This window comes from Phenylobacterium sp. LjRoot97, from assembly GCF_964254345.1.
GTDB lineage: Bacteria > Pseudomonadota > Alphaproteobacteria > Caulobacterales > Caulobacteraceae > Phenylobacterium.
On the sequence record NZ_CAXUTH020000001.1, the window covers coordinates 339,365 to 354,272 of the forward strand.

Sequence of the window (14,908 nt, forward strand, 5' to 3'; positions counted from 1 at the left end):
CGGGCGCCCGCACCGGGGCGGCGCTAGATCGGCGCGGGCTCGGCGCCGGCCGCCGGCCCCGCGGCCGTGCGGCCGATCACCCGGCTGGCGAAGGCCGGCAGCACCACCAGGGTCAGCAGGGTGGCGGTGATCAGGCCGCCGATCACCACCGTGGCCAGCGGCTTCTGCACCTCGGCCCCGGCGCCGCTGGCCAGCGCCATCGGCATGAAGCCGAGCACCGCGACCAGGGCGGTGGTGAGCACCGCCCGCAGGCGGGCCATGGAGCCCTCTACCGCCGCCTCGCGCGGGTCCATGTCGGCCTCGATGCGCTCGCGGATCGCCTGGATCAGCACCAGCCCGTTCAGGGTCGCGACCCCGGAGACGGCGATGAACCCGACCGCGGCCGAGACCGAGAACGGCATCCCCCGCAACAGCAGCGACAGCGCCCCGCCGACCAGGGCCAGCGGTACGCAGGCGAAGACCAGTCCCGCCTGGGCGGCCGAGCCGAGCGCGAAGTAGAGCAGCACCGCGATGGTGGCGAACACCACCGGCACGACGATCGCCAGCCGCGCTTCGGCCCGCTGGAGGTTCTCGAACTGGCCGCCCCAGTCGATCCAGGCGCCGGCCGGCAGCTTCACTTCGTCGGCGACGGCCGAGCGGGCGTCGGCGACGAAGCCGCCCAGGTCGCGGCCGCGGACATTGGCCTGGACCACGATGCGCCGCTTGCCGTTCTCGCGGCTTATCTGGTTCGGACCCTCGCCCTCCTGGAACTGAATGACCGAGCCGAGCGGCACCATCACCGCCCCGTCGTTCACCGCCAGCGGCGTCTGGGCGACGACGGCGAGGTCGTTGCGGGCCTCCTCCGGCAGGCGGACCATCACGTCGAAGCGGCGGTCGCCCTCGTAGACACGGCCGGCGGTGCGGCCGGCCAGCGCGATCTGGACGGCGTCGGCGGCGTCGGCGGCATGGACGCCGTGGAGGGCGGCGGCCGAGCGGTCGACCTGGGCGGTCATCATCGGCAGGCCGGAGACCTGCTCGACCTTGACGTCGGCCGCGCCCTTCACCCCGCGCAACACCGTGGCGATCTTCTCGGCCGTGGCCTCCATCTCGTTGAAGTCGTCGCCATAGACCTTGACCGCCACGTCCGAGCGGACGCCGGAGATCAGCTCGTTGAAGCGCATCTGGATCGGCTGGGTGAACTCGTAGGCGTTGCCGATCTGGCCCTCCGCGACCTTCTCGATCTTGGCCAAGACGTCGGCCTTGCTGAGGCTGCGGTCAGGCCAGTCCTTGCGATCCTTGAGGATCACGAAGGTGTCGGAGATGCTCGGCGGCATCGGGTCGGTGGCGACCTCGGCGGTGCCGGTCTTGGAGAAGACGTTCTCGATCTCGGGGATCTTGATCAGCGCCTTTTCCAGCCGGGCCTGCATCTCGAGCGACTGTTCGAGCGAAGCGCTGGGCACGCGCAGGGCCTGGACCAGCACGTCCTTCTCGTCGAGCGTCGGGATGAATTCGCGGCCCAGCAGGCTGAACACCACGATCCCGAGCAGCACCATGCCGCCGGCCCCCAGGGCGACGCGCCGCGGATGGGCGACGGCCTTGCGGACGAGCGGCTCCAGCCGCCTGCGGACCAGCGTTTCGGCCTTGGACTGGTGCTCGCGCTCGGGCGGCTTGATGAACAGGGCGGCCAGCGCCGGGACCAGGGTGAAGGTCAGGATGAAGGCCCCGGCCAGAGCCAGCATCACCGTTGCGGCCATCGGGTGGAACATCTTGCCCTCGACGCCCTCAAGCGCCAGCAGCGGGGCGTAGACCAACAGGATGATCGCCTGGCCGTAGGCCGCGGGGCGGACCATCTGGCGGGCGGCCGCGACCGCTTCGGCCATCCGCTCGGCCTTGGTCAGGTCGCGACCCTCCGCCTGGCGGCGCAGGGTCAGCCGGCGCAGGGTGTTCTCGACGACCACGACGGCCCCATCGACCAGCAGGCCGAAATCCAGGGCTCCCAGGCTCATCAGGTTTCCGGAGACCCCGAACCTGTTCATGCCGATGACGCCGAACAGGAAGGCCAGCGGGATGACCAGGGCGGTGATGATCGCCGCGCGCACGTTCCCGAGCAGCAGGAACAGCACGACGATGACCAGCAGCGCGCCCTCGGCCAGGCTGGTGCGCACGGTGGAGATCGTGCGGTCGACGAGCGCGGTGCGGTCGAGCACCGGCGTCGCCTCGACCCCCGGCGGCAGCGAGGCCTTGATCTGGTCCAGCCGCTTGCCGACCGCGTGGGCGACGGTGCGGCTGTTCTCGCCGGCCAGCATCAGGGCGGTGCCGATCACCACCTCCTCGCCATGCTGCTGGGCCGCGCCCAGGCGGGCGGCCTGGCCGATCTCGACGGTGGCGACGTCGGAGACGCGGACCACCAGGCCGTTGTGGTTCTTGATCGGGGCGGCGGCCAGGTCCTCGGCCGAGCGCACGCGGGCGTCGGCGCGGACCACGAAGGCTTCGCCTCCGCGCGAGACATAGCCGGCGCCGGCGACGGTGTTGGCGTGCTCGACCGCCTCGACCACCTCGTTGAGGCCGACGCCGTAGGCGGTCATGCGGGCGGGATCGGGTCGCACCGCGTACTTCTTGACGTAGCCGCCGATGACGTCGATCCCGGCGACCCCGGGGACGGTCTTCAGCTGCGGCGTGATGATCCAGTCCTGGACGGTGCGCAGGTAGGTCGCCTTGGCCATCTCGGTGGTCAGCCGCTCGCCCTCGGGGGTGAGGTAGGACCCGTCCGGCTGCGGGCCCGGCTGGCCGGGCTTGACGCCCTTGGCCGGGGCCATCTTCACCGTCCACATCATCACTTCGCCGAGGCCGGTGGTGATCGGGGCCAGGGCCGGCTCGGCGCCGGGCGGCAGCTCGTCGCGCGCGCCCTGCAGGCGTTCGGTGACTTGGTTGCGGGCGAAGTAGACGTCGGTCTGGTCGGTGAAGACGGCGGTGATCTGCGAGAAGCCGTTGCGGCTGATCGAGCGGGTCTCGATCAGGCCCGGAATGCCGGTCAGCGCGGTTTCCAGCGGGTAGGTGACCCGCTGCTCGATCTCCTCGGGCGACAGGGCGGGGGCGACGGTGGTCACCTGCACCTGGCGATTGGTGATGTCGGGCACCGCGTCGATCGGCAGGCGGAACAGCTCGACCGCGCCGTAGGCGGCGATGGCCAGCGCGATCAGGATGACCGCGAAGCGGTGGCGCACGGAGAGCGCCACGATCTTGTTCAGCATGGCGGCCCCCTAGTGTCCGTGCTCGGCTTCGCCCTTGGCGAGCTCGGCCTTGAGGACGAAGGCGCCGCGGCCGGCGACGCGCTCGTCGCCCTTCAGCCCGGCGACGATCTGGGTCTGCCCGCCGCCGGAGCGGCCGGCGGTGACCGAGCGGGCGCGGAAGCCGTCCCTCTCGACGACGAACACGACCTGGCGGCCTTCGACCGTCTGCACGGCCTCGGACGGCACGCTGGGCAGGCCCTTGCCGTCGGCCGGGACCTGGGCGCTGACCGCCGCGCCGGGCGTGAGCGCGCCGGAAGTCGGGCGGGCGCGGACAATGGCCGCGCCGGTGGCGAGCTGCGAGAGCGGGGCGATGCCGACGATCTGGGCGGACGCTTCGCGGCCGTCCGGTCCGATCAGCTTCAGCGGGGCGCCGACCGCGAGCTTGGCGGCCGAGTCGGCGGGGACGTTGAACACCACCTCGAGGCGTTCGGGGTTGGAGACCTCGGCGACCGGCGCGCCCTGGGCGACGAAGCCGCCGGGAGCGACCTGGACGCTGGTGACCAGCCCGGCGATCGGGCTGCGCAGGGTGGCCTGGCCGCCGGCGCCGGGCGAGCCGGAGGCGGCGGCGCGGGCCTGGGCTGCGGCGGCCTGGGCGCTGGCGCGGACCGAGGCGGCGCGGGCGGCTTCCCAGTCCTGCTGGGCGGTGACGCCGGCCTTTAGCAGCCGCTCCTCGCGGGCAAGGGCGGCGCGGGCGGCCCCGGCCTCTGCCGATGCGGCGGCGGCTTCGGCGCGGACGCTGGCGCCGTCGGCGCTGCGGATCACGACCACCCCGCCGCCGGCGGTGACCTGGGCGCCGGGCGAGAGCAGGACGCGTTCGACGACGCCCGAGACCGGAGCAGCGACCACGGCGCGGGCGTCGGGCGCAGCCTCGACGCGGCCGGTCAGGCGGATGTCGGAACCACCGCCGCGGCCGACGGTGACGACGGCGACGCCGGCGGCGGCGGCCCGGTCGGCGGGCAGGGCGATGAAGCCTTCCTCACCGCCCTTTTCTTCGGCGTGGCCCTCCTCACCATGAGCTTCCTCGCCGTGTGCGTCGGCCGGGGCGGCGCGGAACGTGGCCAGGCCGTAGCCGGCGGCAAGGGCGGCGGCGATCGCCACGCCGGTGAGCAGGTTTCGTTTGCTGAGCAGCATCATCACGCTCCGAAAGGGGTCTTGCCGGCCAGGCGCGCGGCCTCGGCCAGGGCGCGGACGCGGGCCAGGCGGGCCTCCAGCGTCTGCAGGCGCGCGGCGGCCAGGGCGCGGCGTGCGGCGGTGAGTTCGAGCAGCGGCAGGCGGCCGGCCTCATAGCCGATCCGCGCCAGCCGGTAGGCCTCGGCGGCCGCGGCTTCGCCGGCGGCTGCGGCGCTGGCCTGGGCGCCTGCGCTGCGGGCCTGGGAGCGGGCCGCGGCCATGTCGGCGGCGGCGTCGAGCCGCGCCTGGGCCAACCTCGCCTCGGCCGCGGTCAGCTCGGCGCGGGCGGCGGCCGTGGCGCCGCGGTTGCGGTCAAACAATGGCAACGGCAGCGCGGCGCCGGCGACCATGGCCGTGGAGTCGTCGCCGGCGAAGCGGCGCACGCCGGCCGAGACGGTGAGGTCGGGACGGGACTGCAGTTGCTCGACCCGGACCTTGGCCGCAGCGCTGTCGCGTTCGGCCTGGGCGGCCAGAACCGCCGGAGTGTCGGCGGGCGCAGCGTCGATGGCGGCGTCGGCCGACAGCAGGCTGGAGGTGAGGGAGTCGAACGCCTCGGCCGATCCGGCCTGGGCCGACAGGCGGCCGAAGGCGGCGTCGCGGGCGGCCAGGGCCTGGTCGAGCCCGGCCTGGGCGGCTTGGGCGTCGGCTTTGGCCTGCAGGCCGCGCAGGCGCGCTTCCTTGCCGGCTTCGACGAGCAGGTCGGCGGCGCGGGCGTCGCTCTGGGCGGCGTCCAGCAGTTCTCGGGCTTGGCCCGTGCGCAGCTCGGCGGCCTCAGCCTCGGCGTAGCCGACCGCCAGGGCGGCGGCGTAGTCGGCCCGGGCCTGGGCGTCGTGGGCGCGGGCCAGATCGAGATCCCTCCGCGCGCCGTCGATGCGCGCGCCGCGCTTGCCGCCGAGCTCAAGGGTCTGGCTGAGCGACAGCGTGGTCTCGGCGGAGTCGAGGCCCTGCATCGGGCCCTTGCCCGCGAAGTTCTCGACGTCGAGCGACAGCTCGGGATTGCGCCAGGCGCCGGCCTGGTCGAGGCGGCCCTGGGCGGCGGCGACCTGGGCCTGGCTTTCAGCGCGGCGCGGCGCCTGGGCGGACTGGGCCAGCAGGTCCTGGAAGGGAGGGGCGGGCGCGGCCAGGGTCGGGCCGGCGCACGCCAGGCCGCCCACGGCCAACAGGGCCGCCAGACGGGCGTGATGGGGAGGCATTGGGATCTCCGGAAACGGACAGGACGGAAGCGCGCGTCGGCGCGCGAAGCCGTCAGGCCGCGGGAGGTCGGGTCGGAGGCGCAGAGCTCAGGGTCGTGTGGTCGGCGTCGTCGGCCGGACGTCGCCGGCCTTTCGTGCCGGCGTGGGCGTCGAGTTCGGTGATGGCCAACACCGGCGGGGCGACATGGCCGGCGCAATGGGTGGCGCAGTGGGCGCCCGGCGCATGATGGGCGGCGTCGGGGTCGCCGTCGCCGGCGTGGTGGGCGCTGGCCGAGGCCGGAGCGGCGAGGTCGGCGAGCGGTTCGGCATGGCTGGGCCCGGACAGCGTCACGAACAGCAGGATCGCCAGCAGGGCGAGCATCGCCCCGGCGCCTCGCCAGTCGTCCATGAGCCGTCGCCCGATCATGGTGCAGCCTGTGCATCCTACAGCGGCTGTAGAAGCAAGTGCTATTTGCGAGGCGGTCCATGACGCTTGGGGGGCTTCCCAGCGCGAGCGTTCTGGCGCCTCTTGTCGGCGAACGAATGTGACGTTGGGGGGATGTGTATGCGTGCGTTGATGACGGCGGCCGCCATGGCCGGTCTGCTGTGTTCGGCTGCGCCGGCGGCGCTGGCCCAGGGGGTTCCGGCCGGCAAGGTGGCGGGCCTGAAGGCGCAGGCCGCCGCCGGGGTCGAGAGCCGGGCCAAGCTGGCCCAGCAGATGAACGACCAGATCTTCTCCTACGGCGAGCTGGCCTTCCAGGAGGTGGAGACCTCGAAGTACGTCACCGGCGTGCTGGAGAAGAACGGCTTCACCATCCAGCGCGGCGTCGCTGGCCTGCCGACCGGCTGGACCGCGACCTGGACGCATGGCGTGGGCGGCCCGGTCATCGTGCTGGGCAGCGACATCGACGGCATCCCGAAAGCCTCGCAGAAGCCGGGCGTGCCCTGGCACGAGCCGCTGGTCGAGGGCGCGCCGGGCCATGGCGAAGGCCACAACTCCGGCCAGGCGCTGAACGTCGTCGCCGCTCTGGCGGTCAAGGACCTGATGGAGAAGCAGAATATCGCCGGCACGCTGATGCTGTGGCCGGGCGTCGCCGAGGAGCTGCTGGGCGGCAAGGCCTACATGGTTCGCGACGGGGTGTTCAAAGGCGCCGACGTGGCGATCTTCACCCATGTCGGCTCGAACCTGGCGACCGCCTGGGGCGCGACATCGGGCACCGGCCTGGTGTCGGTGGAGTACAATTTCCACGGCGCGTCGGCGCACTCGGCCGGAGCGCCGTGGCGCGGGCGCAGCGCGCTGGACGCCGTCGAGCTGATGAACATGGGCTGGAACATGCGCCGCGAGCATCTGCGGCCCGAGCAGCGTTCGCATTACGTGATCACCGACGGCGGCGACCAGCCCAACGTCGTGCCGTCCAAGGCCACGGTCTGGTACTACTTCCGCGAACAAACCTTCGACGGCATCAAGAAGAGCTTCGAGATCGGCGACACCATCGCCGAGGCCGCGGCCAAGATGACCGACACCACCATGGAGCGCCGAGTGCTGGGCACGGCCGCGCCGCGCCACTTCAACCGACCGCTGGCGGAAGCCGCCAAGGCCAATATCGACAAGGTCGGGCTGCCGAAGTGGACGCCCGAGGAGCAGACCTTCGCCAAGGCGGTGCAGAAGAACCTCGGCTCCAAGGAGAAGGGGCTGGCGACCGAGCTCGACAAGATGGCGCCGCCGGCCGAGAAGCCCGAGAGCGGCGGGTCGGACGACATCGGCGACATCTCCTGGACGCTGCCGACCATCACCGTGGTCTATCCGTCGAACATCCCCGACCTGCCTGGGCACCACTGGTCGAACGCGATCTCGATGGCCACGCCGATCGCCCACAAGGGCGTGGTCGCCGGTTCCAAGGTGGTGGCGATGACCATGGTCGACGTGCTGACCAAGCCGGAGCTGCGCCGCCAGGCCAAGGACTACTTCGTCAACGTCCAGACCAAGGACCAGAAGTACGTTCCGATGATCGGCCCGGACGACAAGCCGCCGATCGAGATCAACACCGATGTCATGGCCAAGTTCAGGCCGCAGATGGCGCCGTTCTACTACGACGCCGAGCGCTACCCGACATATCTCGACCAGCTCGGGATCAAGTGGCCGCCGACCGAACTGACGCCGCCGAAAGGCACGCGCGTCGACTGACGCAGAGGCCGCGGCTCATTTTCGCCATGAGCCGTGGCCAGCCTCCGCCTCCGTAACAGGAGGACCCGTATGCGTCTGACCAGCCTCATCCTCGCCGCCGCCGCCCTTGCGGGCTCGACCGGCATGGCCTTCGCCGCCGAAGGCCGCTTCATCCACCCGGCCGACACCAGCAAGGACGACCGGATCGATAAGACCGAGTGGGTGGCCTACAAGCTTCCCGCCGACGAGTTCGCCAAGGCGGACAAGGACAAGAACGGCAAGATCGACGGCCCCGAGTTCGTCGCCTGGGACACCGCCTACAAGGCCGCCCACCAGGGTCACTAGCCGGCCAGGGCCTGCTCCAGGTCGGCGATCAGGTCGCCGGCGTCCTCGATCCCGACCGACAGGCGGATCAGGCCGTCGGCGATGCCGATCCGGGCCCGAGTCTCGGCCGGGATCGAGGCGTGGGTCATGATCGCCGGATGCTCGATCAGGCTCTCCACCCCGCCCAGGCTTTCGGCGAGCGTGAACAGTCGGGTGCGTTCCAGCATCCGCACCGTGCCGGCGAGGTCGCGGTCCAGCACCGCCGAGATCATCCCACCGAAGCCGCCGCTCATCTGGCGCCGAGCTAGCTCGTGCTGCGGATGGCTCTCCAGCCCCGGATAGATGACCTTGGCGACGTCGCGCCGGCCTTCCAGCCAGCGGGCGATGGCCATGCCGTTCTCGCAGTGGCGCTGCATGCGCAGGGCCAGGGTCTTCACCCCGCGCAGGGCCAGGAACGAGTCGAACGGCGAGGACACCGCCCCGACCGCGTTCTGCAGGAAGCCGACCTGGTCGGCGAGCTCCTTGTTCTGGCCGACCACCAGGGCGCCGCCGACGATGTCGGAATGGCCTGAGACATACTTGGTGGTCGAGTGCATGACCGCGTCGAAGCCGAATTCCAGCGGCCGCTGCACGTAGGGGCTGGCGAAGGTGTTATCGGCGGCGGTCAGCAGGCCGCGCCGTCTGCCGAGTTGCGCGAGCGCTTCCAGGTCGGCCAGCCGCAGCAGCGGATTGGTCGGGGTCTCGACCCAAAGCAGTTTGGTGTTGGGCCTGATCGCCGCCTCGACGGCGGCCAGGTCGCTCATGTCGACGAAGCTGAACTCCAGGCCGGCGGTGCGCTTGCGGACCTTGTCGAACAGCCGGAACGAGCCGCCGTAGAGATCCTCGCTGGCGATCACGTGCGAGCCGGCGTCGAGGACCTCCAGGAAGGTCGAGATCGCCGCCAGGCCGGAGGCGAAGGCGTAGCCGCGCGTTCCGCTCTCCAGGTCGGCGATGGCCCGCTCGAAGGCGAAGCGGGTGGGGTTCTGGCTGCGGGAATACTCGAAGCCCTTGTGCTCGCCCGGGCTGGTCTGGGCGTAGGTCGAGGTCGCATAGATCGGCGGCATCACCGCCCCGGTGGTCGGGTCGACGGACTGGCCGCCGTGGATCACCCGCGTGGAAAACTCCAAGCGGTTCTTTCCGGTGTTGTCCTGGGTCACGCAGCCCGCCGCAGATAGTTGATGAGGTCGATGCGGGTGATCAGCCCGACGAATTCGCGACCATCCAGAACGATGGCCACCTGATCCTTCTCGAAGACTGGGAGCAGGGCGTCGAGCGGCGCGTCAGCCTGCAGGGTGTCGAGCTTGGCGGTCATGGCCGTCGCCACCGGTTGGGAGAACCGCTTGTCGGGCTTGGAGTCCTCGATGGCCTCCAGGAGGTCGCTCTCGTCGATCAGCCCGATCAGCCGGCCGTCGTCGAGCACCGGCAGCTGGCTGACGTCGGCCTGGCGCATGCGGTTGTAGGCGGTCAGCAAGGTGTCTTCAGGACCGACGACGACGGCGCCGCCGTTGTTGGCCGAGCGGACGATGAGGTCGCGAAGGTCGCCGTGCAGGCTGCGCTGGGCCAGCCCCTGCTCGGCCAGCCAGCTGTCGTTGTAGACCTTCGACAGGTACTTGGCGCCGGTGTCGCAGACCAGGGTGACGACCCGCTGGGGCTCGGTCTGTTCCCGGCAGTAGCGCAGGGCGCCGGCCAGCAGCGTGCCGGAGGAGGAGCCGCCCAGCACCCCGGCCTTGGCGAGCATCAGCCGCGCGGCGGCGATGCTCTCGGCGTCGGGAATGGTGTAGGCGCGCGACACCAGCGACAGGTCGCAGTTGTCGGGCACGAAGTCCTCGCCGATGCCCTCGACCACCCAGGAGCCGGGTTCGATGGTTTCGCCGGTGTTGACCAGCGGCGCGAGGATCGAACCCTCGGGATCGGCCAGCACCATCCTGGTCTTCGGCGAGGCCTTGGCGAAGAAACGGCCCAGGCCGGTGAGGGTGCCGCCCGAGCCGACGCCGACGACCATGGCGTCGAGGTCGCCCTCCATCTGCGCCAGGATCTCCGGGCCGGTGGTGGTCTCGTGCGCCTTCGGATTGGCCGGGTTGGCGAACTGGTTGATGTAGATCGCGCCCGGGATGTCGGCGGCCAGTCGCTGGGCCATGTCCTGGTAGTATTCGGGGTGGCCCTTGCCGACGTCGGAGCGGGTGATGCGCACGTCGACGCCGAGCGCCCGCAGGTGCTGGATCTTCTCGCGGCTCATCTTGTCAGGCACGACCAGCAGGATCTTGTAGCCCTTCAAGACGCCGACCTGGGCCAGGCCCAGTCCGGTGTTGCCGGCGGTGGCTTCGACGATGGTCCCGCCCGGCGCCAGCGAGCCGTCCGCCTCTGCGGCCTCGATCATCGAGCGGGCGATGCGGTCCTTGATCGAGCCGCCGGGGTTGGCGCTCTCAAGCTTCACGAACAACCGGCAGGGGCCGGTGTCGAAGCCGATCAGCTCGAGCATCGGCGTGTCGCCGATCAGTTCGAGGGCCGAGCTGGCGGGCGGCGCAAGCTTGCGCGGGTCTGCGGTCATGAACGGCTCCTGGAGGCCTTTCAGCAGAAACGCCCGGAGGTCGATTTCCGCGCCATGCCCTGAAGCATATGGGCGATTTTCCTGCGTCGCCTAGATGCGGGCGGAGCGTTCGTCGCCGCTGCGCCGGCCAATGGCGAAAACGATCCCCGGTCGCGGCGAAGCTGGCGCTTCGCAGCGAGGGCCCGCGGCGCTAAAGCGGGCCATGGCCAAGACCACCCCCGCCACCCTCGCGCTCGACAAGGCCAAGATCGCCTACGAGCTGCACGCCTACGACTACGATCCCGACGCGCCGCGGGTCGGGCTGCAGGCGGCGGAGAGTCTCGGGGTCGATCCCGCCCAGGTGCTCAAGACCTTGATGACCTTGGTCGACGGCAAGCCGGTCTGCGCGGTGCTGGCCTCGGACCAGGAGGTGGCGATGAAGAAGCTCGCCGCGGCGGTGGGCGGCAAGTCCGCACAGATGATGAAGCCCGCCGACGCCGAGCGCGTCACCGGCTATCGGGTCGGCGGGGTCAGCCCGTTCGGCCAGAAGCGGCCGGTCCCGACGGTGATCGACGAGGCCGCGCTCGACCATGAGAAGGTGTTCGTCAATGGCGGCCAGCGCGGGTTGCAGGTGCGGCTGGCGCCGTCTGACCTTTTGGTCGCACTACCAGCCAAGGTAGCGGTCCTGACTTGATTGTCGTTGCGTAATGCCGCGGATAGGGCCTTAAGTTAGCGTCGATAACTTTGGTCGACGGGGAGTGCGGCCTTTCGTAGTGCGTCGGGCCGCCGCAATGTTTGCGATGAGATGGGCGTCATGACGGCGGTGAGCCTCGAGCGGCGGCGCACCTATCACGTGGGGAATGTCCGCGGACAACTTCTGGCGGCAGCGCGTGAGATTCTGCAGGAGAGCGGGCGCGCCGGCCTGTCGCTGCGCGCCATCGCCGATCGCGCCGGCGTAGCGCCGGGCACGGTCTATTATCACTACGCCGACAAGGCCGCCCTGCTGGCGGGTCTGGCGGTCGACGGCTTCCGCCAGCTCTCGGACGCCATGCGGGCCGCCTACGAGTCGCATGGGCACGAGGGCGGGCTGCGCTCGACCGGAGGGGCCTATCTGAGCTTCCTGCGCCAGAAGCCCGAGCTCTATGTCCTGATGTACGAGGCGCTCGACGCCGGCCGGCGCGAGGACGTGGCGGCCGCCGAGGCCGAGGCCTGCGCCATCTCGCGCGCGGCCATCATCGCCGACTTCGAAGAACAGCATTCGACCGACCTCGCGGGCAAGATCGCCGACGCGATCTGGGCCTGGGGACGCGGCATCGCGGCGATGGCGCTGTCGCGCGGCACGCCCGGCCAGGGCCCTGAAGACGAGACGATGGAATCGGCCGTGCGCGGGCTCGAGGCGCTGATTTCCGGGCCGGTGAGGGCGCCGTAGCGTCAGCTCGCCGTAGAGGCGAGCTCGACCCATGTGTTTGAATAACCAGTATCTTTTGCCGCATTGCACATTCGTGCGGCTGACGCGGCGCGGCCCTTACGCCACAAGGGCTGACGAAAGTTCGGCGGTGGCGCTTTTCCCTCTATTCGAACGCCGTTCGAGACACCCAGCCTAGCAATATTAAGCACTCGCGACGGGCGGCTAAACGCCCGCGTCTGGCTGGGAGGTAACACATGTTTCAACCGCTGCGTCTGCGCAGTCTCTTCATCATGGGCGCGTCCGTCGCGGCCATGTCCGCCGCCACTCAGGCCGCGGCCCAAGACGCCTTCACCATCGAGGAACTGGTCGTCACCGCTGAAAAGCGGGAGCAGAGCCTGCAGGACGTGCCGGTTGCGGTGACCGCCTACACCTCGGAAAAGCGCGACCTCATGGGCGTCGCCACCGTCGAGGATCTGGCCCGCGTCACGCCGAGCGTCGCCTACACCAACAACGACCGTCTCTCGATCCGGGGCTTCGGCCGCCTGACCAACGCGATCGGCACCGACCCGTCGGTGGCGCTCTACTCGGACGGCATCTTCTCGAACTCGATGGCCGACTCGTCGACGCCGTCGCTGTTCATCGAGCGGACCGAAATCCTGCGCGGCCCGCAGGGCACCCTCTACGGCCGTAACTCGATCGGCGGCGCGCTGAACATCATCGGCAAGCGTCCGAGCGACGAGTTCCAAGGCGAAGTCCGCGGCGCGGTCGGCAACTACGGCTCGTGGCGCACCGACGCCCTGGTCACCGGTCCGATCACCGACGGCCTGCGCTTCCTGCTCGGCGGCTCGGTCGAGCGCCGCGACGAAGGCTTCATCGAGAACATCGGCCCCGGCGGCGACACCAGCGCCCTGAAGCGCTATCTGGTCGAAGCCCAGCTCGAAGCCGACCTCGGCGAGAACATCACCGCCCGTCTGCGCTATACGAAGTTCGACTGGGACGACAGCTACGGCGTCGGCAACATCCACGAAGCGGTCATCACGCCCTACGACACCCGCTCGCCGACCGGCCTGGAAAACAGCGCACTCTACTACAACCCGACCTTCGGCTACACCGGGGTCAATCCGTCCATCAACGATCCCTACAAGATCAACATGGACCAGACGATGGAGGGCAAGCTCTCCAACCACAATCGTCTGCACTTCGACCTGACCTGGGATCTCGGCGGCGCGACGCTGAAGTACCTGGCCGGCTATCAGGCCTACACCTACAACACCAACGGCGATGAAGACCGTTCGTCCCGCCAGGGCCTGTTCAGCATCCCGACCGCGACCCCGTTCGGCGCCTACACCGCGACCAACGTCTCGCCGAACGAGCGCTTCTTCTACACCGAGAAGCAGAAGTGGTGGTCGAACGAGATCAACCTGTCGTCCAACTCGGACGGCCCGCTGCACTGGATCGTCGGTCTCTACCAGTACCATCAAGAGTACTCGCAGCCGCAGGGCCTGCGCGTGCTCGGCGATGCCGCGATGCAGGCGCCGCTGAGCCTGGCCACCGGCCGTCCGGCCGCGCCGAACCCGAACGGCAACTACCTGTTCGTCGACGGCAGCCTGGAAGTGAACTCCTACGCGGCGTTCGGCCAGATCGACTACGAGTTCGCCGAGAACTGGACCCTGACCGCCGGCCTCCGCTACTCGGTCGACGAAAAGTCCGGGACCGACTTCGCGCGCTACGTCTCGCGTAGCCCGACGACGACCACCCTGCTGCAGCAGTTCGCCGGCATCCCGGCGGCGGTCGGCCAGGGCATCGCGCTCGACTTCACCACCTTCGTGGTCTGCGGCGGCGCCACGCTCGCCTCCTGCACCGCCCTGCCGCAATACGCCAACCTGCGTGAAGCCCAAGGCGGCGGTCTGATCCGCGACCTCAAGGCCGACTACGACGCCTGGACCGGCACGCTCGGCGTCCAGTGGCAGCCGGACGGCGACACCAACGCCTACGCCCGCTACAGCCGCGGCTACAAGTCGGGCGGCTGGCTCGCCTCGAACGGCCTGACCCCGGTGCCGTACGCCGATCCGGAGTACGTCAACAACTACGAGGTCGGTCTGAAGAAGACGATCGGTGGTCGCTTCCAGCTGAACTCGGCGATCTTCTACGCCGACTACCAAGGCTTCCAGGCGCCGCTGCGGGTCGTGATCAGCGGCTCGACCACCGGCACCCAGTTCCTGAACCTCGACGCCCGCAACTGGGGTGTCGAACTGGAAGGCCAGTGGGCGCCGATCGACAACCTGATGCTCTTCGCCAGCTACGCGTACATCAACGCGGAAGTGACGAACGGCTGCTGCTTCGTCGACGTCAACGACCCGACCGCCTCCAAGGCCGGCGCCAAGCCGGTCGGCGGCACGGCCGCGGCCCGGACGCAGAACCTGGAAGGCAACCGCCTGCCGATGACGCCGGAGAACAAGCTCAACCTCGGCGCCAACTACACCTTCAACTTCGACGCCGGCAGCCTGACCCTCGGTGGCACCTACACCTACACCGACGACATGCAGACCGCCGTGTTCGGCCAAGACAACTACACCGCCCCGGCGAACGAGATCGTCGACTTCCGGGCGCTGTGGAAGGACGGCCAGGACCGCTTCACCGTCATCGGCTACGTGAAGAACGCCTTCGACGAGGTGGCCTATCAGAGCTCCACCCCGACCAGCCTCACCCCGCTCGGCGACTACCGCCGCACCGTGAAGCTGAACTTCCCGCGCACCTACGGCGTGGAATTCCAGTACCGCTTCTAAGGGCCGTCAGGCTCCGGAACGGCAAGGCGCTGCGGGAGACCGCAGCGCC

11 protein-coding genes are annotated in these 14,908 nt (G+C 70.1%); 5 read left to right on the plus strand and 6 right to left on the minus strand.

Going from position 1 to position 14,908, the window contains the following annotated elements:
* Positions 1–23: 23 nt before the first annotated feature.
* Genes ACSQ2H_RS01685 through ACSQ2H_RS01700 form a run of 4 tightly spaced genes read right to left on the minus strand, consistent with a single transcriptional unit; the run spans position 24 to position 6,020 of the window.
* Entirely contained in the window at positions 24–3,230 is a 3,207-nt protein-coding gene (locus ACSQ2H_RS01685) for an efflux RND transporter permease subunit (RefSeq protein ID WP_436059744.1), read from the minus strand.
* A 9-nt stretch (positions 3,231–3,239) separates the two neighbouring features.
* The gene (locus ACSQ2H_RS01690; protein WP_436059745.1) at positions 3,240–4,400 is read right to left on the minus strand and encodes an efflux RND transporter periplasmic adaptor subunit; all 1,161 of its coding nucleotides are present in this window, start codon (positions 4,398–4,400) and stop codon (positions 3,240–3,242) included.
* Between the two features lie 2 nt (positions 4,401–4,402).
* A complete protein-coding gene (locus ACSQ2H_RS01695) occupies positions 4,403–5,632 on the minus strand; it encodes a TolC family protein (protein ID WP_436059746.1) in 1,230 nt (409 codons plus the stop codon).
* A gap of 52 nt (positions 5,633–5,684) precedes the next feature.
* The gene (locus tag ACSQ2H_RS01700; protein ID WP_436059747.1) at positions 5,685–6,020 is read right to left on the minus strand and encodes a hypothetical protein; all 336 of its coding nucleotides are present in this window, start codon (positions 6,018–6,020) and stop codon (positions 5,685–5,687) included.
* Positions 6,021–6,176: 156 nt separating this feature from the next.
* On the opposite strand from ACSQ2H_RS01700, the gene ACSQ2H_RS01705 reads away from it, so the two are divergent.
* Positions 6,177–7,796 (plus strand): amidohydrolase, encoded by a 1,620-nt coding sequence (locus tag ACSQ2H_RS01705; protein ID WP_436059748.1) that lies wholly within the window; start codon positions 6,177–6,179, stop codon positions 7,794–7,796.
* A gap of 69 nt (positions 7,797–7,865) precedes the next feature.
* Positions 7,866–8,120, plus strand: coding sequence for a hypothetical protein (locus ACSQ2H_RS01710; protein ID WP_183776135.1), 255 nt, complete (start codon positions 7,866–7,868; stop codon positions 8,118–8,120).
* Here ACSQ2H_RS01710 and ACSQ2H_RS01715 read toward each other — a convergent pair.
* Together ACSQ2H_RS01715 and ACSQ2H_RS01720 are read right to left on the minus strand one after the other, a co-directional pair.
* The gene (locus ACSQ2H_RS01715) at positions 8,117–9,295 is read right to left on the minus strand and encodes a cystathionine gamma-synthase (protein WP_436059749.1); all 1,179 of its coding nucleotides are present in this window, start codon (positions 9,293–9,295) and stop codon (positions 8,117–8,119) included. The genes ACSQ2H_RS01710 and ACSQ2H_RS01715 overlap by 4 nt on opposite strands.
* Positions 9,292–10,686 (minus strand): pyridoxal-phosphate dependent enzyme, encoded by a 1,395-nt coding sequence (locus tag ACSQ2H_RS01720; RefSeq protein WP_436059750.1) that lies wholly within the window; start codon positions 10,684–10,686, stop codon positions 9,292–9,294. The genes ACSQ2H_RS01715 and ACSQ2H_RS01720 overlap by 4 nt, the downstream gene beginning before the upstream one ends.
* A 202-nt stretch (positions 10,687–10,888) precedes the next feature.
* On the opposite strand from ACSQ2H_RS01720, the gene ybaK reads away from it, so the two are divergent.
* From ybaK to ACSQ2H_RS01735, 3 genes are all read left to right on the plus strand, one after another.
* The gene (gene ybaK, locus ACSQ2H_RS01725) at positions 10,889–11,359 is read left to right on the plus strand and encodes a Cys-tRNA(Pro) deacylase (RefSeq protein WP_436059751.1); all 471 of its coding nucleotides are present in this window, start codon (positions 10,889–10,891) and stop codon (positions 11,357–11,359) included.
* Between the two features lie 120 nt (positions 11,360–11,479).
* A complete protein-coding gene (locus tag ACSQ2H_RS01730; RefSeq protein WP_436059752.1) occupies positions 11,480–12,094 on the plus strand; it encodes a TetR/AcrR family transcriptional regulator in 615 nt (204 codons plus the stop codon).
* 233 nt (positions 12,095–12,327) lie between these two features.
* Positions 12,328–14,859: a TonB-dependent receptor gene (locus tag ACSQ2H_RS01735; protein ID WP_436059753.1), complete on the plus strand. Its 2,532-nt coding sequence runs from the start codon at positions 12,328–12,330 to the stop codon at positions 14,857–14,859.
* Positions 14,860–14,908: the final 49 nt, after the last annotated feature.